Origin of the sequence: Micrococcus porci (assembly GCF_020097155.1) — a bacterium.
Taxonomy (GTDB): Bacteria; Actinomycetota; Actinomycetes; order Actinomycetales; family Micrococcaceae; genus Micrococcus; species Micrococcus porci.
The window spans coordinates 380,083-404,160 of sequence record NZ_CP083691.1; the positions used below are offsets into that span (position 1 = coordinate 380,083).

Annotated in this window: 19 protein-coding genes, 2 tRNA genes and 1 pseudogene; 8 read left to right on the forward strand and 14 right to left on the reverse strand. The window is 73.8% G+C overall.

The annotated features are described in order from the left end of the window. Genes KW076_RS01770 through KW076_RS01790 form a run of 5 tightly spaced genes read left to right on the forward strand, consistent with a single transcriptional unit; the run spans position 1 to position 8,824 of the window. Complete coding sequence (locus tag KW076_RS01770) at positions 1-1,590, forward strand: PP2C family protein-serine/threonine phosphatase (protein ID WP_224355943.1); 1,590 nt, start codon at positions 1-3, stop codon at positions 1,588-1,590. Next, positions 1,587-3,035, forward strand: coding sequence for an FtsW/RodA/SpoVE family cell cycle protein (locus KW076_RS01775; RefSeq protein ID WP_224355944.1), 1,449 nt, complete (start codon positions 1,587-1,589; stop codon positions 3,033-3,035). Before KW076_RS01770 ends, KW076_RS01775 begins: the two co-directional genes overlap by 4 nt. Further along, complete coding sequence (locus tag KW076_RS01780) at positions 3,032-4,477, forward strand: peptidoglycan D,D-transpeptidase FtsI family protein (RefSeq protein WP_224355945.1); 1,446 nt, start codon at positions 3,032-3,034, stop codon at positions 4,475-4,477. The genes KW076_RS01775 and KW076_RS01780 overlap by 4 nt, the downstream gene beginning before the upstream one ends. Beyond that, complete coding sequence (locus KW076_RS01785; protein ID WP_224355947.1) at positions 4,474-6,423, forward strand: protein kinase domain-containing protein; 1,950 nt, start codon at positions 4,474-4,476, stop codon at positions 6,421-6,423. Before KW076_RS01780 ends, KW076_RS01785 begins: the two co-directional genes overlap by 4 nt. A 22-nt stretch (positions 6,424-6,445) precedes the next feature. Then, positions 6,446-8,824, forward strand: a complete 2,379-nt coding sequence (locus KW076_RS01790; protein WP_224355948.1) for a protein kinase domain-containing protein — start codon at positions 6,446-6,448, stop codon at positions 8,822-8,824. A gap of 61 nt (positions 8,825-8,885) precedes the next feature. Here KW076_RS01790 and KW076_RS01795 read toward each other — a convergent pair whose 3' ends face one another. After that, positions 8,886-9,560, reverse strand: coding sequence for an anthranilate synthase component II (locus KW076_RS01795; protein WP_224355949.1), 675 nt, complete (start codon positions 9,558-9,560; stop codon positions 8,886-8,888). Positions 9,561-9,754: 194 nt separating this feature from the next. Between KW076_RS01795 and KW076_RS01800 the strand changes: the two genes are divergently transcribed. Further along, positions 9,755-10,069 carry a cell division protein CrgA gene (locus tag KW076_RS01800; protein WP_224355950.1) on the forward strand — a complete coding sequence of 105 codons (315 nt, stop codon included), beginning with the start codon at positions 9,755-9,757 and terminating at the stop codon, positions 10,067-10,069. Positions 10,070-10,223: 154 nt separating this feature from the next. Here KW076_RS01800 and KW076_RS01805 read toward each other — a convergent pair whose 3' ends face one another. Both KW076_RS01805 and KW076_RS01810 read right to left on the reverse strand, forming a co-directional pair. Next, complete coding sequence (locus tag KW076_RS01805) at positions 10,224-11,201, reverse strand: rhomboid family intramembrane serine protease (protein ID WP_224355951.1); 978 nt, start codon at positions 11,199-11,201, stop codon at positions 10,224-10,226. A 7-nt stretch (positions 11,202-11,208) separates the two neighbouring features. Further along, complete coding sequence (locus KW076_RS01810) at positions 11,209-11,739, reverse strand: peptidylprolyl isomerase (protein WP_370643526.1); 531 nt, start codon at positions 11,737-11,739, stop codon at positions 11,209-11,211. A 171-nt stretch (positions 11,740-11,910) separates the two neighbouring features. Between KW076_RS01810 and KW076_RS01815 the strand changes: the two genes are divergently transcribed. Further along, complete coding sequence (locus KW076_RS01815) at positions 11,911-13,032, forward strand: hypothetical protein (RefSeq protein ID WP_224355954.1); 1,122 nt, start codon at positions 11,911-11,913, stop codon at positions 13,030-13,032. A gap of 126 nt (positions 13,033-13,158) precedes the next feature. Continuing rightward, positions 13,159-13,983 (forward strand): hypothetical protein, encoded by an 825-nt coding sequence (locus KW076_RS01820; protein ID WP_224355955.1) that lies wholly within the window; start codon positions 13,159-13,161, stop codon positions 13,981-13,983. Between the two features lie 115 nt (positions 13,984-14,098). Here the strand turns inward: KW076_RS01820 and KW076_RS01825 are convergent. The 11 genes and pseudogenes from KW076_RS01825 to dnaN form a co-directional block, all read right to left on the reverse strand. After that, a tRNA-Ala gene (locus KW076_RS01825) sits at positions 14,099-14,174 on the reverse strand. 23 nt (positions 14,175-14,197) lie between these two features. Beyond that, positions 14,198-14,377, reverse strand: coding sequence for a hypothetical protein (locus KW076_RS01830; protein ID WP_224355956.1), 180 nt, complete (start codon positions 14,375-14,377; stop codon positions 14,198-14,200). A gap of 59 nt (positions 14,378-14,436) precedes the next feature. Beyond that, a tRNA-Ile gene (locus tag KW076_RS01835) sits at positions 14,437-14,510 on the reverse strand. Between the two features lie 80 nt (positions 14,511-14,590). Continuing rightward, positions 14,591-15,076 carry a DUF3566 domain-containing protein gene (locus tag KW076_RS01840; protein ID WP_224355957.1) on the reverse strand — a complete coding sequence of 162 codons (486 nt, stop codon included), beginning with the start codon at positions 15,074-15,076 and terminating at the stop codon, positions 14,591-14,593. Then, positions 15,073-17,811, reverse strand: coding sequence for a DNA gyrase subunit A (gyrA, locus tag KW076_RS01845; protein WP_224355958.1), 2,739 nt, complete (start codon positions 17,809-17,811; stop codon positions 15,073-15,075). The genes KW076_RS01840 and gyrA overlap by 4 nt, the downstream gene beginning before the upstream one ends. 47 nt (positions 17,812-17,858) lie before the next feature. Next, on the reverse strand, positions 17,859-19,961 hold the full coding sequence (gene gyrB, locus KW076_RS01850; protein WP_286670227.1) for a DNA topoisomerase (ATP-hydrolyzing) subunit B: 2,103 nt from the start codon (positions 19,959-19,961) through the stop codon (positions 17,859-17,861). Between the two features lie 299 nt (positions 19,962-20,260). Then, positions 20,261-20,524: an MDR/zinc-dependent alcohol dehydrogenase-like family protein gene (locus KW076_RS01855; RefSeq protein ID WP_224355959.1), complete on the reverse strand. Its 264-nt coding sequence runs from the start codon at positions 20,522-20,524 to the stop codon at positions 20,261-20,263. A gap of 76 nt (positions 20,525-20,600) precedes the next feature. After that, positions 20,601-20,933 (reverse strand): annotated as a pseudogene (locus tag KW076_RS12610) (alcohol dehydrogenase catalytic domain-containing protein); the annotation flags it as partial. A 44-nt stretch (positions 20,934-20,977) separates the two neighbouring features. Next, positions 20,978-21,574, reverse strand: a complete 597-nt coding sequence (locus KW076_RS01860) for a DciA family protein (protein ID WP_224355960.1) — start codon at positions 21,572-21,574, stop codon at positions 20,978-20,980. Next, entirely contained in the window at positions 21,567-22,826 is a 1,260-nt protein-coding gene (gene recF, locus KW076_RS01865; RefSeq protein ID WP_224355962.1) for a DNA replication/repair protein RecF, read from the reverse strand. The genes KW076_RS01860 and recF overlap by 8 nt, the downstream gene beginning before the upstream one ends. A gap of 22 nt (positions 22,827-22,848) precedes the next feature. Beyond that, positions 22,849-23,964, reverse strand: coding sequence for a DNA polymerase III subunit beta (dnaN, locus tag KW076_RS01870; protein WP_224355963.1), 1,116 nt, complete (start codon positions 23,962-23,964; stop codon positions 22,849-22,851). Positions 23,965-24,078: the final 114 nt, after the last annotated feature.

Here is a 24,078-nt window from a genome sequence, read left to right on the forward strand (position 1 = left end):
GTGACCCTGGTCCTGCACCACGCCGCGCGCACCGACGTCGGCCGAGTCCGCTCCAAGAACGACGACTCCGCCTACGCGGGCCGTCACCTGGCCGTGCTCGCCGACGGCATGGGCGGGCACGTGGGCGGCGACGTCGCGAGCGCGTCCACGGTGCTGGACCTGGCCCACCTGGACGACGTGGGCTACGAGGACCCCGCCACCGTGCTGCCCGACGAGATCCAGAACGCCAACCTGGTGCTCACCTCGCTGGTGCACGCCAACCCGAAGCTGGCCGGCATGGGCACCACGTGCACGGCGGGGCTGCTCGCGGGCGAGGTCCTCCACATGGCGCACATCGGCGACTCCCGCGCGTACCGCCTCAAGGACGGCGAGTTCACGCAGGTCACCCGGGACCACACGTTCGTGCAGAAGCTCGTGGACGAGGGCCGGCTCGAGGCCGCCGAGGCCCAGTTCCACCCGAACAAGAACGTGCTCATGCGCGTGCTGGGGGACGTGGACGCCTCCCCCGAGCTGGACGTGTTCGAGGTCCCCGTGGCCCCGGGAGAGCGCTGGCTGCTGTGCTCCGACGGGCTCACGGACGTGCTCTCCGTGGAGCGGATCCGCGAATTGATCGAGCCGCCGGCCACGCTCGCCGAGGCCGCCGACGCGCTCGTCGCGCACACCCTCCGGGGCGGCGCGCCGGACAACGTCACCGTGGTGGTGTTCGACGTCGCCGAGGGCTCCCCCGAGGAGCTCGAGCCGGCCGGCGAGGTGCACCTCTCCGACGAGGCGCTGGCGGCGGCCCACCCCGCGGACCGCGGACCCGTCTCCGGGCGCCTGCTGGCCGAGGAGCTCGACGCCCGCCCCCACGAGCTCGTGGGCGCCGCGGACGCCGCCGTGCACTCGGACCGGATCCCCGTGGTCACCCGCTCCGCCACGCGCCGCCGCGCCGGCGTGCTCCTCGGCGAGAGCCCGGTCCCGGAGAACCGCCCCCGCCGCACCGCCGCCCACCTGACGGCGCCCAACGCGTCGGACGTCGACGACGCCCCCGCGGCCCCCCTGACCGCGGCCGCCTCCCCGATCGAGACCCCGGCCCCCGCCGACGCCGCCACGGAGACCCCCGCGGTGGACGCCCCCGCCCCCGCCCCCGGACCCGAGGTCGACCCCGCGGACGCCGACGCCGCACCGGCACCCGCCGCCGACCCGGCCCCGGCCCACGCCGTGGAGACCGGCCGGACCAGCCGCCGCCGTCGTCGGGACCGCCCCGTGGAGTACCGCCGCGGCTGGTTCATCCCCGTGTTCACGGCCCTGCTGGCGCTGATCCTCGTGGTGGTGGCCGTCTGGAGCTACCTGTGGACCCAGACCCAGTACTACGTGGGCGAGGACGCCGGTTCGGTGGCCGTCTTCCAGGGCGTGCCGCAGCAGCTCGGCCCGCTGGAGCTGTCCCACCTGGACCACACCACGGACATCCCCCTGGACCGCCTGCCGGCCTACGCCCAGGAGCGGGTCGGCCGGGGCATGGCCGCCACGGACCGCGCCCACGCGGACCAGATCGTCGAGGAGCTGCGCACCGTGTCCGACACCGCCGCGAAGGGAGGGGGGACGCCATGACCGAGGTCATCTCGCCGCCTCGACCCCGCCGCGCCACGGAGCTGATGCTCCTGCTCGGCGCCGTCGCGCTGACCCTGGGCGCCGACCTGCTGGGGACCTACACCACGACGGGCGCCCTCGAGTCCACCGCGTGGGTGCCGCTGACCGTGTTCGGCTGCGCCTCGCTGGTCCTGCACGCGGTGCTGCGGCTGCGCGCCCGGTACGCGGACCCGTTCATCCTGCCGATCGCCACGCTGCTCAACGGCCTGGGCATCGCCATGATCCACCGGCTCAGCGCGGACACCGCGGCAGCCAGGCCCACCTCCCAGCTGGCGTGGTCCGTGCTGGCCGTGCTCGTGGCCGCCGCCCTGGTGTTCCTGGTCCGGGACCACCGCATGCTGCGCCGCTGGCCCTACGTGTTCCTCGCCGTCTCCGGCGTGCTCCTGCTGCTCCCCCTGGTGCCCGGCCTGGGCCTGAGCGCCAACGGGGCCCGGATCTGGATCAACGTGGGCGTGGGCACGTTCCAGCCGGGCGAGATCGCCAAGATCACCCTGGCGATCTTCTTCGCCGGCTACCTCTCCACCAACCGGGACCTGATCCTGCTGGCCGGCCGCCGCGTGGGTCCGATGACGTTCCCACGCATGCGGGACCTCGGGCCGCTGCTCGTCGCGTGGGCCGTGGCGATGGGCGTGCTGGTGTTCCAGCGGGACCTGGGCTCCGCGCTGCTCTTCTTCGGCATGTTCATGGCCATGCTGTACATCGCCACGTCCCGGGCGTCCTGGGTGCTCCTGGGCCTGTCCCTCGTGGCCGTGGGCGCCGCCGTGGCGTTCCTCTTCCTCCCGCACGTGACCGCCCGCTTCGAGATCTGGCTCAACGCGTTCGACCCGGAGATCTACCGCCGCGACTTCGGCGGCTCCTACCAGGTGGTGCAGGGGCTGTTCGCCATGGCCTCCGGAGGCCTGCTGGGCACCGGCCTGGGCGGGGGCAACCCCACCCAGGTGCCGCTGAGCTTCTCGGACATGATCCTCGCCGCGATCGGCGAGGAGCTCGGGCTCGTGGGGCTGAGCGCGGTGCTGGTGCTCTACCTGCTGCTGGTCACCCGCATGGCCCGGGCCGCGCTGGGCGTGCGGGACGCGTTCGGCAAGGTCCTCGCCGCGGGCCTGGCGTTCACCATGGCGTGGCAGGTGTTCGTGGTCATGGGCGGCGTGACGCTCGTCCTCCCGCTCACCGGCCTGACCACCCCGTTCCTGGCCGCGGGCGGCTCCTCGCTGCTGGCCAACTGGATCATCCTGGGCCTGGTCCTGCGCATCTCCCACGCCGCGCGTCGTCCCGCGGTGGTGGACGGCATGGTCAACGCCTCCGGTCCCGGGGCCGGGCACCTCGACCCGGGCGCCGCCCTGCCGGAGCCGGCGCAGCGCCCCGGCCCGTGGCGCGCCGCAGCCCCCGCGGGGGGTGAGGCGCGGTGAACGAGGCGATCCGACGCACGTGGACCGTGATGGTCGCGATGTTCCTGGTGCTGGCCGTGGCGGCGTCCGTCATCCAGGTGGTGGCCGCGGACTCCCTGAAGGAGAACAAGCTCAACAACCGGCAGCTGTTCCTGGAGTTCGGCGCCCCGCGCGGGCCCATCCTGGTGGACGGCACCCCCGTGGCGCAGTCCGTCCCCTCCGGGGACGCCTACAACTACCAGCGCGTCTACCGGGACTCGTTGCTGTACGCGCCCCTGACCGGCCACTACTCGCTGGCCTACGGCACCGCGGGCATGGAGAAGGCCATGAACGGCGAGCTCGCGGGCACGTCCTCCAGCCAGTTCCTGGACCGCGCGCTCGAGATCGTCACGGGCTCCACCCCGGAGGGCGACCAGGTGGAGCTCACTCTGGACTCCGAGCTCCAGAAGCTCGCCTACGAGTCCATCCCGGACGGCGTGAAGGGCTCCGTGGTCGCCACGGACCCGAAGACCGGCCGTGTCCTGGCCATGGCCTCCAAGCCCTCCTACGACGCGAACACGATCTCCTCCCACACCCGCAGCGAGGCCACGGCCGCCATGTCCGCCTACGAGGGCGTGCCTGGCCTGACCGTGGGCCAGAACCGGCCCACCCAGCAGCGCGTCGCCCCGGGCTCCACGTTCAAGCTGATCGACCTGGTGGCCATGCTGGAGTCCGGCGACTACGCCCCGGACCAGGTGCTGGACGTGCCGGCCGCGTGGACGCTGCCGGGCACCCGCACGCAGATGTCCAACTTCGACGGGGGCCGCTGCAACGGCGTCGGCCGGGCGACCCTGACCTGGATCGTGGCGAACTCGTGCAACACCCCGTTCGCGCAGGCCGCCGTGGCCCTCGGCCAGGACGAGATCCGCTCCGTGGCGGAGCGGTTCGGCTTCAACCAGGACGGCTCCATGCCGCTGCCCGTGACCGCGTCGGTGTTCCCGGAGGACCTCGACGACGCCGCCCTCGCGCAGTCCGCGATCGGCCAGCGTGACGTCCAGGCCACGGCCCTGCAGATGAACATGGTCGCCGCGGGCATCGCCAACGACGGCATGGTCATGGAGCCGAACCTCGTGCAGGCGGTGCGCCGCCCGGACCTGACCACGGTGTCCGAGTTCTCCCCGCGGGAGCACGGGCGGGCGATGGACCCGGACGTCGCGCACCAGGTCCGGGACATGATGGTGGCCACGGTCGAGGACGGCACGGCCTCCGCAGCGAAGTCGTCCACGCTGCAGATCGCCGCGAAGACCGGCACGGCGGAGAAGGACGGGACGGCGAACGTCAACACGTGGGTCACGGGCTTCGCCCCGGCCCAGGACCCGAAGGTGGCGGTGACGATCGTGTACGAGGACCAGAACAGCAGTTCCGCCCACACACAGGCGGTGGAGAGCATGCAGAGGATCATGGAGGCGGTGGTCGCAGAATGAGGCCGACATCGGGCATCACCCTGGGAGGCAGGTACGCCCTGACCGATCGCATCGCGATCGGCGGCATGGGCGAGGTGTGGAAGGCGCGGGACAAGGTCCTGGGCCGGATCACCGCCGTGAAGATCCTCAAGGAGGAGTACACGGGCGACCCCAACTTCCTGCGCCGCTTCCGCGCCGAGGCCCAGCACACCGCCCTGCTGAACCACCCCGGCGTCGCCAACGTGTACGACTACGGCGAGGAGAAGGGCTCGGCCTACCTGGTCATGGAGCTCGTCCCCGGACAGCCGCTGTCCGCGATCCTGGAGAAGGACAGGACCCTCTCCACGGACCGCACGCTGAGCATCATCCGGCAGACCGCGGCCGCGCTCTCCGCCGCGCACGCCCAGGGTCTGGTGCACCGCGACGTGAAGCCGGGCAACCTCATGATCACGCCCACCGGCCGGGTGAAGGTCACGGACTTCGGCATCGCCCGCCTCGCGGACCAGGTCCCGCTCACCGCCACCGGCCAGGTCATGGGCACCGCGCAGTACCTGGCGCCCGAGCAGGCCACGGGCCAGCAGGCCACCGGCTCCTCGGACATCTACTCGCTGGGCATCATCGGCTACGAGGCCCTCGCCGGGCACCGTCCGTTCACGGGCGAGTCCCAGATCGCGATCGCCCTGGCCCAGGTCAACGACACTCCCCCGGCCCTGCCGGACACGATCTCCGCCCCGGTCCGGGCGCTGATCATGTGCATGCTCTCGAAGAACCCGAAGGACCGCCCCGCGAACGCCACCGCCCTGTCCGAGGCCGCGGAGGCGCTGCGCCGCAAGGACGTGGCGGGCGCCGTCGCCGCGGTGCCCACCCTGGCCGCGTTCCTCGCGGACCAGGGCGTGCACTCCACCGGCGGCCCCGGGGACGCCGAGACCACCGCCCTCGACGCCGCCCCGCGCACCGCACCGCAGCCCACCGTCCCCCTGGGGACGACGACGGAGCCCGCCGCCCCGGCCACGGCCGCCCTGCCCGTGGCCGCCGCCCGCCCGGACGTTGCCGCCACCCGCAGCCCCCGGGCCGCGGAGCCGGCACGGAGCGTCCCGGCGGCCGCCCCGGCGGACCCGGCGCCGCGCACCGCGAAGCCCCGCCGGCGCAACCGCTGGCCGCTGTTCGCCCTGCTCGCCCTCGTGGCGTTCGCCGTGCTCGGCGCGCTGCTGTACCCCCTGCTCTCCGGGGAATCCGGCGCGGGCGCGGGGGCGTCGTCGTCGACCGGCACGGACGCGCAGGTGGAGGTGGACGCCGCGGCGTACCGGGGCCGGCCGGCCGACGAGGTGCGCGCGGAGCTGGAGGGTCGCGGCCTCGCCGTGGAGGAGGAGCAGCGGGACGCGAACGACCCCCAGGGCACCGTGGTCGAGGTGACGCCCACGGGCACCCTCCGCCGCGGCGACACCGTGACGCTGGCCGTCTCCACCGGCCAGGGGACCATCCCCCAGGACCTCGTGGGCCAGCCCGCGGACACCGTGGTCGGCATCCTGCGGGACCGCGGCTTCTCCGTGGACCGGGTGGACGATCCGAACGCCGACGGCGCCACCGGCCAGGTGGTGCGCGTCGTGCCCGGCGAGGGCCAGACGCACCGCTTCGACACCCCCGTCCAGGTGATCGTCGCCGGCGGCACCGGCAGCTCCCCCGTGACCCAGTCCGTGGTCACGGCGCCGACCGCCGCTCCGGCGTCCGAGAGCCCCGCCGAGCCGGCCCCGGCGTCGTCCTCCTCCGGGGACCCGGCGCCGAGCTCCGCGCAGCCGACGCCCTCCGAGGCGTCGACCGAGCCGTCCCCGGAGTCCCCCGCCCCCACCTCGGAGTCGGCCGCGCCGAGCACGGAGCCCTCCGCGGGCACCCCCTCGACCCCCGACGCCTCGGGGCCGTCCTCCCAGGGCTCCGACGCCGGCTCTCCGTCGACCGACCCGGCCGGCTGAGCGCGGGCGGGACGGAACGGACATGCAGGGACAGCGCATCCTCCACGAACGGTACCGGGTCGACGAGCTGATCGGCCGCGGCGGCATGGCCGACGTGTTCCGCGGCCACGACCTGCGGCTGAACCGCACGGTGGCCGTGAAGATGATGCGCCCCGACCTGGCCAGGGATCCCGCGTTCCAGGCCCGGTTCCGCACGGAGGCCCGGCACGCGGCCGCGCTGAACCACCCGAACATCGTCTCGGTGTACGACACGGGCGACGCCCTGCTCGACGACGGACCGCAGTCCGTGGAGTGCCCCTACCTGGTGATGGAGCACGTGGACGGGCGCACCCTGCGCGAGCTCCTCGACGCCGGCGAGGTCGCCTGGCGGGACGCGGTGGAGTGGACGCGGGGGCTGCTGCACGCCCTCGACCACTCGCACCGCCAGCGGATCGTGCACCGGGACGTGAAGCCCGCGAACGTCATGGTCACCCGGGACGGCGGGGTCAAGGTGATGGACTTCGGCATCGCCCGCGCGCTCTCGGACACGTCGGCGCACACCGGGCAGACGCAGGCCGTGGTGGGCACGGCGCTGTACCTGCCGCCCGAACAGGCGCAGGGCGCCCGCGTGGACGCCCGGTCCGACCTCTACGCGGCCGGCTGTGTGCTCTTCGAGCTGCTCACGGGACGCCCCCCGTTCACGGGGGAGACCCCGCTGGCGATCGCCTACCAGCACGTGCGGGAGGAGCCGCCGGCGCCGTCGGCGGTGGACCCGTCCCTGTCCACGGAGTTCGACTCCGTGGTGCTGCGCGCCCTGCAGAAGGACCCGGGGCTGCGCCACCAGCACGCTCGCGAGTTCCTCTCCGCCCTGGACTTCGCGGCCGCCCGGGCCGCCCGGGCCGCCGACGACGACGCCCCCACCCGGGTCGTGCCGGCGTCCGGGGCGGCTCCCCTCGCCACGGGCTCCGGTGCCCTCGCCGCCGCCGTGGCGGGGTCCACCGCGGCTGGGCCGACGGCATCGGGGTCCACGGCGCTCGGCGCCGGGGGCGCCCCGGAGGCGCGTCCGGCCACGGGGCCGCCCGCCACGACCCCGCTCGGTGCGGCGGCCGGACCCACGGAGCCGCTGATCGCGGGTCACGCGGTGGCGGGGGCGGCCGTCCCCGGCGCCCCCTCGGCGTCCCAGCTGGCCGCCGCGGAGGCGGTGGAGACGGCCCCCGCCGCTGCGTCCACCACGGGCGGTTCGGCTGGCGCCGGCGCGACGTCCGGGGCGGAGCGGGCCGGCCGGCGTCACCGGCTGTCGTGGGCGGTCCTGGCCGCCGTGGCCGCCGTGGCCGCCGTGGCCGCGATCCTGGCCCTCGGGGCGGCCCTGCTGATCGGCTCGCGCGACCCCGGGCCGGTGACGGTGCCGGCCCTGGCGGGCCGTACGGAGGCGGAGGCGGTGTCCGCGCTGACGGGCCTGGGCCTGCGCTCGGCGATCTCCCCGGACTACCACTCCACCGAGCCGGACGGACGGGTGCTGAAGGTCCACCCCGGCGCGGGGGCGGCCGTGGAGCCCGGCTCGACGGTGAACCTCTCGGTGGCCCGGGGCGGGGAGGGCGTCGTGCTGCCGACCTCCCTGCGCGGGGCGTCCGAGGCGCGGGTGCGCCAGGAGCTGGCCCGGCTGGGCCTGAACGTCGCCTCGGTGGAGGACACCCCGAGCGGGGAGCTCGACCGCGGCGCCCTGGTCCAGACGGACCCGGTGCTGGGATCGCGCGTGCCGCCGGGCAGCGCGGTGGTCCTGCACCTGGCCGACGGCACGGCGCGGGTGCCGAGCCTGGTCGGGATGACCGGCGCCGACGCCCGCACCACCCTCGCGGCGCTGGACCCGGAGATGACCGTGCGCTTCCAGGGTGCGGCGGGTGCGGACCCTGACACGGGCGTGGTGGTGCTGCAGGACCCTGCGGCGGGGACCGTCGTGGACAACACCGCCATGATCACGCTGATCACCTCGGCGGAGGCGACCCCGACCGCGAGCGCCGTGACCGTGGCGCCCCCGGACCCCGCCCTGCCGTCCGCGACGACGACGACCGCCCCCGCGGAGCCCTCCCCGGGCGTCCCGGCTCCGACGACGCCGGCGGCGCCCGCGGTGGACACACCCGCCCCGGCGCCCGCGACGACCCCAGCGCCCGCACCCGAGTCCTCTTCGACTCCGGGGGCGGGCACGGACCCCGCGCCCACGGAGTCCGCCCCGACCCCGGACGACGGGCCGGGCAGCACCGGGACGCCGAGCACCGAGGCCCCCACGGAGGCGCCCACGGACCCGGTGGGCACCCCTGCGCCGTCGCCGTCCGGGGAGCCGGTCCCGCAGCCGTCGCCGTCCGTGGAGCCTCTCCCGGAGCCGACGGCGCCCACGGAGGCCCCGACCGCCGACCCCGCCGGCTGAGCCGCGCCCTCGACCGGGCCCGCCCCGGCCGTCGGACTCCCTCGGCGGCCCGCGCCGCGGGTCAGTCGGCGGCGCGCACCAGGGGGCTGAGGCGCCCGCCGCGCTCGGCGGCGCCGACCAGGCCCACGGACTCCAGCCAGTTGCCGAGCATGCGGTAGCCGCCCTCGGTGAGCACGGACTCGGGGTGGAACTGCACGCCCCACAGGGGTGCGGTGCGGTGGGCCAGGCCCATGACGACGCCGTCGTCGGTCTGGGCGGTGATCTCCAGGACGGACTCGTCCACGGTGTGGCGCACGGCGGCCAGGGAGTGGTAGCGGGTGGCGGTGAACCGCGCGGGGACGCCCGCGAACATCGGGTGGTCGGTGTGGGTGAGCACGGAGGTCTTGCCGTGCATGAGGGACTCGGCGTGGGTGACGGTGGCCCCGAACGCCTCGGCGATGGCCTGCTGGCCCAGGCAGACCCCGTAGAGGGGGCGTCCGCCGTCGGCGGCGGAGCGGATCAGGTCCAGGGAGACGCCGGCCTCGGAGGGGGTGCCGGGACCGGGGGAGATCAGCACGGCGTCGTGCTGGGCGGCGAGCTCGAGCGCGCGGGCGGGGCTGACCTCGTCGTTGCGGATCACGGTGGTGCGGGCGCCGAGCTCCTGGAGGTAGCCCACCAGGGTGTAGACGAAGCTGTCGTAGTTGTCCACGACCAGCACGGAGACGGCGGTGGGGGCGGACTCGGGGGGGGTGCTCACGGGGCGATCCTGACTCCCGCCGGGCACGGGCGGGGCGCGGTGGGGGTCGGTGCATAGACTGGCCGGGGCGCGCCCCGGACGGTCCTCGTAGGCTACCGCGCGGCGTCCCGCCCCTGTCCCGGCGGCCCCGTCCTGGCGCCGCCTCCCCTGCACAGCCTCCCGCCCGGGCGCCGGGCGGCGGAAGGAGACGACCCGTGGCCACGACCTCCGGGAAGCGCAAGGACTCGGCCCGCCGGAAGCGGCGGGAGCTCGAGCAGGCCCGCTCGAGGCGCGGGCGGACGGCCTCGGTCAGCACGGACCTCGGGGACGTGGACGCGACGCCGGCCCCGTTGCCGCGCTGGTACAAGGCCGTGATGTTCGGCCTGCTGATCCTGGGGCTGCTGTGGATCGTCGTCTACTACCTGTCGCAGGGCCTGTTCCCGATCCCCGACGCCGGCGGTTGGAACATCCTGATCGGCTTCGGCATCGCCCTGGTCGGCTTCCTGATGATGTCCCGCTGGAGCGAATGACACCCGTGTGATTCTCCACAGCGGTGGACAACCCTGTGGAGAACTCCCACGGCACGATTCCGCGCTCCCAGAAGTTGTCCCCGACGTTGTCCACAGGTGTGGACGACGTCGGGGACGTTCCTGCACAGGCCCCTGTGGACAGGGATCGGGCGGCTCAGCCCAGCAGTGCGGCCGGGGAGAGTCGGGCCGCGCCGACGAGCGTGAGGACCGCCAGCACCGCGGCCAGCAGCACGAGCCCGGCCACGTGCACCCCGGCGGAGCTGCGGCGGGCGGTCCCGTCCGCGGCCGCGCTCCGCCCGGGCGGGCCGCCGGCGGAGACCAGCAGGGCACCCGCCACGGCGCCCGTGAGCAGGCCGCCCACGTGGACCTGCCAGGAGATCCCAGGCATCAGGAAGCTGAACACGAGGTTCAGACCGATCAGCACCGCGATCGAGGTGACCTGCCCGCCCCGGAACCGCGTCACCGCGAACAGGGCGGCGAAGAGGCCGTACACGGCGCCGGACGCCCCCACCACGGGCTGCAGCGGATCCGCCGTCCAGAGCGCGAACACGGCCCCGCCGAGGGCGGATACCAGGTACAGGGCCAGGAAGCGCCACCAGCCCAGGGCCAGCTCCAGCACCCGGCCGATGACCCACAGGGCGACCATGTTCAGGGCCACGTGGGTGGGTCCGGACACGTCATGGACCAGGGCGTAGGTGAGCATCCGCCACGGCTCCATGCCGATCGCCGAGGTGTAGGCCCCCGCGTACCAGAGGCTCTCCGTGACCCCCGTGCGGGAGCCGCGCGTCAGCCACTGGCCCGCGTAGACGAGCAGGGTCACCGCCAGCAGCGTCCACGTCACGGGGGCGGCGCGCAGGGCGGCCCCCACGCCGCCTCGGCCGGCGCCGGCCGAGGCGGGGGCGGGCGACGTCGTCGTGCCGGAGGCGGGCCCGGGGACGCCCGCGGCGAGGCGGGCGGCGCAGTCCGGGCAGAGCGTGAGGCCGCCGGCGGCGGGCCGCTGACAGTCCAGGCAGACGGGGTCCGCGCAGGACGCGCAGCGCACATACGCCGCACGGCCCGGATGCCGCGGGCACACCGGGGGTGTGCCCTCTGCGACGTCCGGGCCGTGCGGGTCAGACGGGGTGGTGCTCACCCGGGGCTCAGGCCTCGGAGATCTCGACGGACTCGATCACGACGTCCTCGAGCGGGCGGTCGCGGGGATCGGTGGCCACGGAGTTCAGCTGGTCCACGACCTTCTGGGAGGCCTCGTCCTTCACCTCGCCGAAGATGGTGTGCTTGCCGTTGAGCCAGCCGGTGGGCACGGAGGTGATGAAGAACTGCGAGCCGTTGGTGCCGGGCCCGGCGTTGGCCATGGCCAGCAGGTAGGGGCGGTCGAACTGCAGCTCGGGGTGGATCTCGTCGCCGAACTGGTAGCCGGGGCCGCCGATGCCCATGCCGAGCGGGTCGCCGCCCTGGATCATGAAGTCCTTGATGATGCGGTGGAACACGGTGCCGGAGTACAGCGGGGCGCCGTTGTTCTTCTCGCCGGTCTGCGGGTGGGTCCACTCCTGCTCGCCGGTGGCGAGGCCCACGAAGTTCTTCACGGTCTTCGGGGCGTGGTTGCCGAACAGCTCCACGACGATGTCGCCCTGGTTCGTGTGGATGGTCGCGATCTGCGTTGCGTTGGTCATGCGCGTCATTGTTCCATCCGCCCCCGGCCGCTGGCCCGCCCCGCCGCGCGCCGACCGCCTGCTTCGCGACCGGCCGAATCCGCGGCCCCCGCACCGTGCCACTGCGGGCGCGCGCCACTACTCTGGGGCGTGAAGACTGACGTCCACGGATCTGAAGGAGACCGGAGACACATGGCACGCACCACCCTGAGCAACGAGATCGAGCACAACGGCTCGGCCGACACGTTCTTCGCCCGCCAGGCCGAGAACCTGCGCCACTGGGCCGCCCCCCAACTGGAGAACGCCCGCGCCTGGGCCGAGGTCACCACGGGCTTCGGCCAGGTCGGCGGCAAGGTCGCGGCCGCCGAGGGCCGTCGCCTCGCCGAGGAGGAGGTCGCCCCGCGCGTCAAGGACTCCGCCGAGCGCGTGAACGCCGCCGCCAAGGGCCGCTACGAGAAGGCGGCCCCCGTCGTCGCCACCGGCCTGGGCGCCGCGGGCACCGTGCTGCAGCAGCTCCTCGAAGCCGCGCAGGACAAGGCCCAGCAGGCCGGCCAGCAGGTCCAGGACCTCGCCGAGCAGGCCCAGAAGGACGCGAAGAAGTCCGCGAAGCGGACCCGCAAGGATGCCAAGAAGGCCGGCAAGCGCGTCTCGAAGAAGGCCGACAAGGCCCAGTCCCTGTTCGCCTCGAAGGCCGGGGACGCCAAGGGTGCGGCCGCCGCCGGCGGGCTGAACGTGGCGGGCCTGCTGGCCGCCGCGGTCGCCGCCGCCCAGGACCGCGGCCAGGAGCTGGCCCCGCAGGTGAAGGGTCGCGTGGAGCAGGCCGCGCAGTACGCGCAGGACCGCCGCGCCGAGTACGCCCCGAAGGCCGCCGCCTCCCTGGCCGGTGTGGCCGGCCGCGCCGAGAAGGCCGCCGGGGACGTCACCGTGCCCGCCTCCGTGGAGCAGCTGCTGGTCAAGCTCACCGGGGACAAGAATGCCGTGAAGCACCTGCGCCAGGACGTCCAGTCCCGCGCCCGTGAGACCCAGAAGGGCCTGAAGAAGCAGGCCCGGCAGGAGTCCCGCCGCGGCGGCGCCACCGGCTGGATCATCGCGGGCATGGCGGCCGCCGCCGCCGGCGCCGGCCTGGCCGTGTGGAAGCTGACCAAGCCCGTGCAGGATCCGTGGGCCGCTCCGGTCCCCGGCCCCATCACCGCCAACATCCCGGTGGTGCAGGCGGACGGCACCGTGAACCCCTACGCCAAGCAGGAGCAGGCCGTGGCCGAGGCCCGCGCCGCCCAGGGCGGCATGGTCAACGTGCGCCCGCAGGTCGGCTGACCCCTCCCCCACGACGACGCCCCGGCGTCGGTCCCCGCGGACCGGCACCGGGGCGTCGTGCTGTCCGGGGCGTCGTGCTGTCCACAGGCCGTCCCGCGACGGATCCCCGGCCCCTAGGCTGAGGCCATGGAGGGGATCCGGAACACCACGCACACGCCTGCTCTCGGCAGGGACGACGCTCGGACGGACGGGGGCGGACCGCTGTCCTGGGTGGAGGGCCGGCCGGCCTCGGAGCGGCCGCCGGGCGGCTGGGGGCCGTCCCGCGCGCCCGCGGACGGGGACGTCCCGGCCGGAGACCGCACGCTGTGGGAGGACGGCCGAGCGCCGGGCCAGCGGGGGCGCTGGTGGGTCTGGCTGCTCCGCCACCTGGCGGCCGCCGTCGCGTGCGGCGCGGCGCTCGTGATCACCGCCGGCGCGGTGATGGCGGAGCTGTTCGCGGTCGCAGACGCCGCCGCTCCCTACGGCTCCCTGCCGCTGCTGGCGGCGGCCGCGGCGGCCGTGGGCTGGGCCCTGATGCTCGTGGTGCTGCTGGCGCTGCTGATCGTGGGGGTCTTCGGGGGCTGGGGGCTGGGGGGCACCCTGTTCCGGGCCTCCGGACCCGGTGTCTGGAGCGTGTGGGACGGCGAGGCGCTGACGGAGGCCATGGGGGCCATGGCGGCCGCCTCCACGGGACTGGGGCGCTCATCCTCTGAGAGCGCGGCGCAGGCGACGCGGTCCCCCCGGTGGCGGCGGTTCCTGCGCTGGACCGGGCACGCGGTCCGCTGGGTCCTGGTGGCGCTGCTGGTCCTCGCGGCCGGGGCCGCCGCGGTCCTGGGGGCGATGGGTCCGAGCCCGACCACCCTCGTCGTCTGGGGCAGCGCGGCGGGCCTCGTGGTCGCGGCCGTCCTGGTGGGGTGCGGAGTCATCGGCCTGGAGCCGGGCCCTGACCGCTCCCCGCACACGCGCTGGTGAGCCCGACGTCCTCGTTTTGCGGGCGGGCCGTGACGGCCGCGCAGTCCGAGCGCCCGCAGCCGACGGAGGGCCCCGGCCGCCGATCCTGAGATCGGCGGCCGGGGCCCTCCCCGTGTGGTGGAGGCAAGGGGACTCGAACCCCTAACCCCCTGCTTGCAAAGCAGGTGCGCTACCAATTGCGCCATGCCCCCGTGTTCGGTTGTGCTCCCGAGGATCAGCCCTGCGGCGTCTCCTCGTCCTCCCCGCGGCCGTCCTCGGCGGGCGCTTTCCGCGGCTCCAGGCTGTCCGTGGCCGAGGCCCAGACCGCCTTGTCCTCGCGCTGCTGCCGCCAAGAGCGAACCCCGTATGCGGCGGCGGCGCCGGCCACCAGGGTGGCGATGCGTGCCAGTCGCATGGGATCCCCTTCCCGTCAGACGACTCGAGCCCCAGTCAGACCGGGGCTCGTGCGTGGAGTGGGCGTACCAAGACTTGAACTTGGGACCTCTTCGTTATCAGCGAAGCGCTCTAACCGCCTGAGCTATACGCCCTCACCGTTGCGTGCGGAACGATGTCCCGTTCACAACAGGAGATGACTCTACACCCCTGGGGGCGCGGAGTGCAAGCCGGCTCAGTCGTCCGCGAGCGTGACGCCCACGCCGCCCACCAGGGAGGCGCACACGTTGTAGAGCAGCGCGCCGACCACGCCCAGCGCGGTCAGCAGGATCACGTTCAGCACCGCCACCACGGTGGCCAGGGACACCACGGTGCTCAGGGGCGCCAGGTTCTCCACCGTGTACGTGCCGGACTCGGTACCCAGCACGGTCCCCAGCACGTCGTTGATCTTCCCGAACACGCCGGTCAGCTCCGCGAGCGTGTAGAAGCCGACGGTGGCCACCACCAGGATGATGCCCAGCGCCACGGAGAGCAGGAACGCCAGCTTCAGCACCGACCACGGGTCCACCTTGGTCAGCTGCAGGCGGGCGCGGCGCACCTTGGCCTTCGGGACGGCGCGGACCAAGTCCTCCTGGGAGTCCCGCGAGCTGGAACGGCGGGCCGGACGGGACGCCGAGGCGCCCTTCGCCCCGGCCGGGCGCGACGAAGCGGACGTGCTCACTGCTCTCCTCCGTCTGCATCCTCACCGGCGGCCTCGGCCTCCGCTGCGGCTGCGGGATCGGTCTGGTCGTTGACTGCGTCCAAGGGTACCCCCGCGCCGTCCGCGGCTCCGGCGGCCTCCGGGGCCGCACCCTCGGCCGCGGCCCGCTCGTCCGCGGTGGCCTCGATCTCGTCCTCGTTGTTGAGGGTCACGGCGACGATCCGGTCCCGCTTGTCCGGCTTCGCGAAGACCACGCCCATGGTGTCACGGCCCTTGGCGGGCACGCCGGCGACGGCGGAGCGCACCACCTTGCCGGAGGCCATCACCACGAGGACCTCCTGGTCCTCGCCCACCACGAGCCCGCCGGCGAGCTCGCCGCGGTCGTCCACGAGGCGGGCGACCTTGATGCCGAGGCCGCCGCGGCCCTGCGTGCGGTACTCGTCCACGTGCGTGCGCTTGGCGAAGCCGCCGTCCGTCACGGTGAAGACATAGCTGTCCTCGTCCCCGGCGCGGATGACGTCCATGGCGAGCAGGGCGTCGTCGCCGCGGAACTTCATGCCGGTCACGCCGGAGGTGGCGCGGCCCATGGGGCGCAGCGCCTCGTCCGTGGCGGTGAAGCGCACGGACTGGCCTTGGCGGGAGATCAGCAGCAGGTCGTCCTGCGCGGAGACGACGCGCGCGGAGACGAGCTCGTCGCCCTCGCGCAGCTTGATCGCGATCAGGCCGGCCTGGCGGTTCGTGTCGTAGTCCTCCAGCGGGGTCTTCTTCACGAGGCCGTTGCGGGTGGCGAGCACCAGGTAGGGGGCGTCGCCGTCGTAGCCGGCCAGCGGCTGGATCTGCGCGATCCGCTCATCCGGTTGGAATGCCAGCAGGTTCGCCACGTGCTGGCCCTTCGCGTCGCGGCCGGCCTCCTGCAGCTCGTACGTCTTGATCCGGTAGACACGGCCCAGGTTCGTGAAGAACAGCAGCCAGTGGTGCGTGGAGACGGTCAGGAAGTGCTCGACGACGTCGTCGCCGCGCAGCGCCGCCCCGCGCACGCCCTTGCCGCCGCGCGCCTGCGAGCGGTACTGGTCGATGCGGGTGCGCTTGACGTAGCCGCCGCGGGTGATGGTGACGACCATCTCCTCCTCGGGGATGAGGTCCTCGATGGACATGTCCCCGTCGAAGCCGGCCACGATCTCGGTGCGGCGCTCGTCCCCGTGCTTGGCCACGAGCTCGCCCAGCTCGTCCGAGACCACCTCGCGCTGGCGCTGCGGGGACTCGAGGATCGCGGTGTACTCGGCGATCCGGGCCATGAGCTCGTCGTACTCGTCCTGGATCTTCTGGGACTCCAAGGCGGCCAGCTGGCGCAGCTGCATCTGCAGGATCGCCTGGGCCTGCTCGTCGTCGATGTCCAGGAGGGTCTTCAGGGCCTCGCGCGCGACCTCGGCGGAGGCCGAGCGGCGGATGGTCGCGATGACCTCGTCCAGCATGTCGAGGGCCTTGAGCAGGCCCTGCAGGATGTGGGCGCGCGCCTCCGCCTTCTTCTTGCGGAACGCGGTGCGCCGGACGATGACCTCGATCTGGTGCTTCACCCAGTGATGCACGAACCCGTCCAGGGACAGCGTGCGCGGCACCCCGTCCACCAGCGCCAGCATGTTCGCCGAGAAGTTCGACTGCAGCTCGGTGTGCTTGTAGAGGTTGTTCAGCACCACCTTGGCCACGGCGTCGCGCTTGAGCACGATCACCAGGCGCTGACCGGTGCGGCCCGACGTCTCGTCGCGCATGTCCGCGATGCCGGCGATCTTGCCGTCCCGGACCATCTCCGCGATCTTCGCGGCCAGGTTGTCCGGGTTGGTCATGTACGGCAGCTCGGTGACCACCAGGCACGTGCGGCCCTGGATCTCCTCCACGTTCACCACGGCACGCATGGTGATCGGGCCGCGGCCGGTCCGGTACACCTCCTCGATGCCCTTGCGGCCCAGGATCTGCGCGCCCGTGGGGAAGTCCGGGCCCTTGATGCGCTGCATCAGCGCGGCCAGCAGCTCCTCGCGGGTGGCCTCCGGGTGCTCCAGGTACCACTGGACGCCCGCGGCCACCTCGCGCATGTTGTGCGGCGGGATGTTCGTGGCCATGCCGACGGCGATGCCCGAGGAGCCGTTGACCAGCAGGTTCGGGAACCGGGCGGGCAGCACGGTGGGCTCCAGCTGCTTGCCGTCGTAGTTCTCCTGCATGTCGACGGTGTCCTCGTCGATGTCCCGGACCATCTCCATGGCCAGCGGGGCCATCTTGGTCTCGGTGTAGCGCTGGGCGGCGGCGCCGTCGTTGCCCGGGGAGCCGAAGTTGCCCTGGCCCAGGGCCAGCGGATAGCGCTGCACCCAGTCCTGGATCAGGCGGACGAGGGCGTCGTAGATCGCCGTGTCCCCGTGCGGGTGGTAGTTGCCCATCACCTCGCCCACCACGCGGGCGGACTTGTTGAAGGAGCGGTCCGGTCGGTAGCCGCCGTCGTACATCGCGTAGAGCACGCGCCGGTGCACCGGCTTGAGGCCGTCGCGCACGTCCGGGAGCGCGCGGCCCACGATCACGGCCATCGCGTAGTCCAGGTAGGACCGCTTCATCTCCGACTCGAGGTCGACCGGCTCCACCTTGTCCGCGGCGCCCTCGGGCAGCACGTAGTGCTCGACGGCGACGTCCTGGCCGATCTGCGGGGTCTGATCGGCGTCATGGCCGTCCTGGGGGGTGCCGGGCGCGGTGCCCGGGGTGGTCTCGTCGCTCAACGCGATTCCTCTCCTGCTCCTGAAGTCTCTGGGTCAGCCGGTCCGGATCAGATGTCCAGGAAGCGGATGTCCTTGGCGTTCTGCTGGATGAAGTTGCGGCGCGACTCGACGTCCTCGCCCATGAGCATGGAGAAGACCTGGTCCGCGGCGGCGGCGTCCTCCATGGTCACCTGCAGCAGGGTGCGGTGCTCGGGGTCCATGGTGGTGTCCCACAGCTCCTGGTAGTTCATCTCGCCCAGGCCCTTGTAGCGCTGCACGCCGTTGTCCTTGGGGTAGCGCCAGCCGCGGGCCAGGCCGGCCTCGATCGCGGCGTCGCGCTCCTCGTCCGAGAACACGTAGTCGTGCGGGGCGTTGGACCACTTGATGCGGTACAGCGGGGGCTGCGCGAGGAACACGTGCCCGGCCTCGATGAGGGGACGCATGTACCGGAACAGCACGGTCAGCAGCAGCGTGGTGATGTGCTGGCCGTCCACGTCCGCATCCGCCATGAGCACGATCTTGTGGTACCGCAGCTTGGAGATGTCGAACTCCTCGCCGATGTTCGTGCCGAACGCGGTGATCATGGACTGGATCTCCGCGTTGCCGAGGGCCTTGTCCAGGCGGGCCCGCTCGACGTTCAGGATCTTGCCGCGCAGCGGGAGGATCGCCTGGGTGTCCGGGTTGCGGCCCTGCTTGGCGGAGCCGCCGGCCGAGTCGCCCTCCACGATGTACACCTCGCAGCGGGCCGGGTCCTTGGAGGAGCAGTCCGCGAGCTTGCCGGGCATACCGAAGGACTCCAGCGGGGACTTCCGACGGGCGTTGTCCCGGGCCTTGCGGGCGGCCATGCGCGCGTGGGAGGCCTGGACTGCCTTGCGGATGATGTCCTTGGCCGGGCCGGGGTTGCGCTCCAGCCAGTCCCCCAGGTGGTCCGTGACCACCTTGGACACGAAGCCGCGGGCCTCGGAGTTGCCCAGCTTGGTCTTGGTCTGGCCCTCGAACTGCGGCTCGGAGAGCTTCACCGAGACGACGGCGGTGAGGCCCTCGCGGATGTCCTCGCCGGAGAGGTTGTCGTCCTTCGCCTTGAGGATCTCCTTCTCCCGCGCGTAGCGGTTCACCAGCGCGGTCAGCGCGGAGCGGAAGCCCTCCTCGTGGGTGCCGCCCTCGTGCGTGTTGATGGTGTTCGCGTAGGTGTGCACCGACTCGGAGTAGGCGGTGGTCCACTGCATGGCCACCTCGAGGGCCATGCCGCGCTCGGCGTCCTCGGCGTCGAACGCGATGACGTCCTCGTGCACCAGCTCCGCGCGCTTGGAGGAGTTCAGGTGCTTGACGTAGTCCAGCAGGCCGTCCTCGTAGAGGTAGGTGACGCAGCGGCGCTGGGGCGTCTGCTCGTCGTCGAGCCCGTTCTCCGCGGCCGCGTCCTCGCCGGCGGTGCCCTCGCCGACGATCTCGTCCTCCTGGACCTCGTTGTCCTCCTGGACGCGCTCGTCCGTGAGGGTGATGCGCAGGCCCTTGTTCAGGAACGCCATCTGCTGGAAGCGGGCGCGCAGGGTCTCATAGTCGAACTCCACGGACTCGAAGATCTCGGGGTCCGGCCAGAAGGTCTGGACGGTGCCGGTCTCCTCCGTGGCCTCGCCCTTCACGAGCTCGCCCTGCGGGATGCCGCCGTTCGCGAAGGACATGCGCCAGGCGTGGCCCTGGCGCCGGATCTCCGTCTCCACACGCGTCGAGAGCGCGTTCACCACGGAGATGCCCACGCCGTGGAGGCCGCCGGAGACGGCGTAGCCGCCGCCGCCGAACTTGCCGCCCGCGTGGAGGATGGTCATGACGACCTCGACGGTGGGCTTGCCCTCGGTCGGGTGGATGTCCACCGGGATGCCGCGGCCGTTGTCCTGCACGCGCACGCCGCCGTCGGCCTGGAGGGTGACGTCGATGCCGTCCGCGAACCCGGCCAGGGCCTCGTCCACGGAGTTGTCCACGACCTCGTACACCAGGTGGTGCAGGCCGCGCGGACCCGTGGAGCCGATGTACATGCCCGGGCGCTTGCGCACGGCCTCCAGGCCCTCGAGCACGGTGATCGCGGACGCGCCGTACTCCTGCACCTGGTGGGCGGGGTTGGTGTCCGGTGCGGGGGCGGACGGCTGCTCGGGCTGCTCGGGTGCGGCGTCGACCACGGGGGTTCACTTCCTCGGAACGGGACGGGGCCGTCCCCGGGGACCTCGCGCGCACGCACGCGGGAGGACCGGCGCGGGGGCGGAGGCGGGAACGGACGGGAGCCCCGGACGGGCCGGGGCTCACCTTGTTCACCGCCCACTCTAGCGGAATCGGCGTGTGGGCGCGGGATTCCTGCGGTCCGCGGACGTGGATCATGCCCTGGGAGGTCGCACAGGCCTCTCAGGACGACCGCGGACGGGTGCGCCCCGGTCCCATGCCCTCCCCGGGGTCTTCAACGCGCCAGAGGGCGTCCACGCGGTCAGCGGCACGCGTCCACGAGCACCCGCCCGCCCGGGCCGGCGTCCCCGAGGTCATGGGCGCGGGCGGTCTCCCCCAGCGGCAGCACCTCGGCCACCGGGATCACCAGGTGCGCGGCCGCTACGGTCACCTCCCGCACAGCGGCCGCCTTGGACGGGGCGGGGACGTCGTCGCTGCCCACGAAGCGGATCACGTGGTTCTCGAAGAGCATGGGCCAGAACGGCAGGCTCGGGTGCTCCTTCCGGGAGGCGAACGCCGCGATCACGCCGCCGGTGCGCGGTGATCCCGGGGATCCCCAGGCAGGCGGCGGTCTCGTCCGAGACGTCCACCGGCAGGTCCACGGCCAGCTCCTGGGGCACGACGACGGCCTCCGCCGCCGTCCCGAACGGGCGTCCGGACTGGGCCCCCCACAGCCACACGCGGCGGCCCGTCCGTGCCGGGTCCACCCCCTCCCCGACCGCGTCCACCGTTCCGACGCCGTCGCTCTGGGGCACGACCAGCGGGCCGGCCATCGCGGAGCCCTGCCAGCCGGCGCGCTTCTTGGTGTCCCCGGGGTTCACCCCGGACAGACGGACGCGGACCCGGACCTCACCCGGACCGGGCTGCGGGTCGGGCAGCTCGCCCATCCGGATGACCTCGGACGCCGGGCCCTGCCGCTCGTATGCGCCCAGCATGGACCCGGGCGGGGAGCGCGTCCAGGGTTCGGCGGGTGGGCGGCTCAGCCGTAGGTGTCCCGCGGACCGCGCCCGCCGCGCACCGTGCGCGGGCCGTGCCGCCAGCTCGGTGCAGCCGGGCCCGCCACGTCGATCCGGGTCACGACGCCGGGCCCCAGCGCCTCGTCGAAGCGGCTCAGCAGCATGGGGCTCATCAGGCGCAGCTGCGTGGCCCACGCCGTCGAGCTGGTGCGCACCCGCACCACCGAGTCCTCGAAGCTCTCCGGGCGGCAGTGCAGCGCGATCTCCGGGCCCACCAGGTCCGCCCAGCGGGTGAGCACCGAGCCCACGGCCACCGGGGTGGACCAGCCGCGGTCCCGGATCAGCCGGCCGAAGACGCTGGAGACGACGGCCGGGTCACGGTCGGCCGGGGCGCCGGGGCGCCGGTGTCCCGACCGGGCCACGGCCCCGCCGGCCGCCGCGGCCGCCTCCGAGCCCGCCATGGACTGTGCGAGGCCGGCCGCGGTGCCCCGCCGGTTCAGCGGCGCCTCGCCGCGCTGCCGGGCGGCGTCGCGCACCCGGCGCAGCTGCACCAGGGCCAGGTCCGGACGGTCCGGCGGCAGCTCCGCCAGCGCGTCCGGCTCCGGCGAGCGCTCACGCACGGGCGTCGCCGTCCTCGGGCTCCTCGGCCTCCGACGCCGCCGCACCCGGCGCAGCGCCCGGGCGGGGCGCCCGGATGTCCCCCTCCACCGGCTCGGCCGCGGCCACGGCCTCGGAGCCCTCGGCGTCCTGGCGGATGAGGACCCGGTGCCCCGCGAGTGACGCGGGGATGTCCGCGAGCGCCGCCGCCGTCACGATCACCTGCTCGGCCCGGCCCACCAGCCCCGCGAGCCGCTCGCGCCGCGCGGCGTCCAGCTCGGCGAAGACGTCGTCGAGGATCAGCACGGGCCGCCCCTCCGGGTCCGAGTCGTCGGCGACGAGCACGTCGTAGGCGGCCAGGCGCAGCGCCAGCGCCAGGGACCAGGTCTCCCCGTGGGAGGCGTAGCCGCGCGCCGGCGCGGGGCCCAGGAACAGGGCGAGCTCGTCCCGGTGGGGGCCGACGAGGGTCAGGGCGCGGGCACGCTCCTCCTCGCGCTGCTCCACGAGCGCGGCGTGCATGCTCGCGGCGAGCTCGGCCACGGGTGGGGCCTGCACGTGGGTGCCGCGCGCGGCGGGCACGGTGGACTCGTAGGAGTACGTGGCGGTCTTGGAGCCGTTGGTCAGGGCCGCGTAATCCTCCTGGAGCGGATGGGCCAGGAGGCGCAGCACGTGCAGGCGGCCATGCAGCAGGCGGGCGCCGGCGGCGCACAGGTGCTCGTCCCACACGGCCAGCGTGGCGTCCTCCTCGGCGCCCCAGCGGCGGGCCTTCCGGGCTGACTTCAGCAGGGCGTTGCGCTGGCGCAGCACCCGCTCGTAGTCCGCGGCGGCCTGGCCCAGGGCGGGGCGCAACTGCACCATGAGCTGGTCCAGGAAGCGACGCCGGCCGCCCGGGTCCTGCGTGACCAGGCCGAGGTCCTCGGGGGCGAACACCACGGTCCGCAGGATCCCGAGGCCCTCCTTGGCGCGCACGGGGGCGCCGCGGTTGATGGCGACGCGGTTGGAGCGGCCGGGCAGGATCTCCAGCTCCAGCGCCACGGAACGGGCTCCGCGGTGCACGCGCCCGGCGATCCGCGCCCGGTCCTGGCCGAAGCGCACCAGCTGGGCGTCCTGGCTGACGCGGTGGGACTGGTGGGAGCCGAGGTAGCCGATGGCCTCCACCAGGTTGGTCTTGCCCACCCCGTTGGCGCCCAGCAGCACCGTGGAGCCCGGGCTCAGCTCGAGGTCTGCCCAGCGGTAGGAGCGGAAGTCCTGGACGGTGAGGTGGGACAGGTGCACGTCTGCGCTCAGCCCCCGCCCGTCAGGTCAGGCGGACGGGCATCACGAGGTAGCGGTGGTCCGAGACCGTGCCGTCCTCCTCGTGGACGCCGGTGAGCAGCGCCGGCTTGGGTGCGGCGGTGAAGGAGAAGCGCACCTGCGGCTGGTCGACCACGGCCAGGCCCTCGGAGAGGTAGGCGGGGTTGAACGCCACGGTGATCTCCTCGCCCTCGAGGGTGCAGGGCACGGACTCGTTGGCGGTGGCGTCGTCGCCGGTGCCGGCGTCGAGCGTGACCTGCCCGTCCGTGAACACCATGCGCAGCGCGGTGTTGCGCTCGGCCACGAGCGCGACGCGGCGGGAGGCGGCGATCAGCTCCTCGGTGTCCACTGCGGCCTGGATGGGGCTGGTCTCCGGGAACAGGGAGCGGATCTTGGGGTACTCGCCGTCCACGAGCACGGACGTGGTGCGGCGACCGCCCGAGGAGAAGCCCACGAGGTCGTGGGAGGAGCCGAACATGATCTCCAGCCGCCCGCCGCCGCCGAGGGACTTGGCGACCTCGGTGAGGGTGCGGGCCTTGATCAGCAGGGAGGTGGAGATCGCGGGGTCGGCCGGGTTCCAGCGGATCTCGGTCATGGCGAGCCGGTACCGGTCCGTGGCCAGGAAGGTCATGGTGTCGCCCTCGATCTCCACCTTCACGGCGGTGAGGATCGGCAGCGTGTCGTCCTTGGAGGCGGCCACGGTCACCTGGTTCACGGCGTGCGCGAAGGCGGCGCCGTCCACGGTGCCGGCGGGTTCGGGCAGCTCCGGGAGCGCCGGGTAGTCCGCCACGGGCATGGTGGCCAGCTGGAACCGGGAGGAGCGGCAGGTGACGAGGACCTTGCCGCCGTCGAGCTCCAGGGTGACGGGGGCGTTCGGCAGTGCCCGGACGATGTCGTTCAGCAGCCGGCCGGAGACGAGGACCTGGCCCTCGTCCTCGACGTCCGCCTCGATCTGGAGGCGGGCGGAGGTCTCGTAGTCGAAGCTCGCGATGGAGACGAGGCCGGCCTCGGCGGTGACGAGCAGGCCGGAGAGCACGGGCACCGGGGGCCGCGGGGACAGGGAGCGGGCCGCCCAGGAGACGGCGTCGCTGAGGATGTCGCGTGCCACGGTGAACTTCACGGTCTCTGCACTGCCTCTCTGGGGGTGTCGCGGTGGGAGTGGGGCCCTGGCCGCTGCCGGGTCGGCGCCCCGGACGGAGTCCGCCTCGAATCACAAGGATCTCCGAGAGGCAAG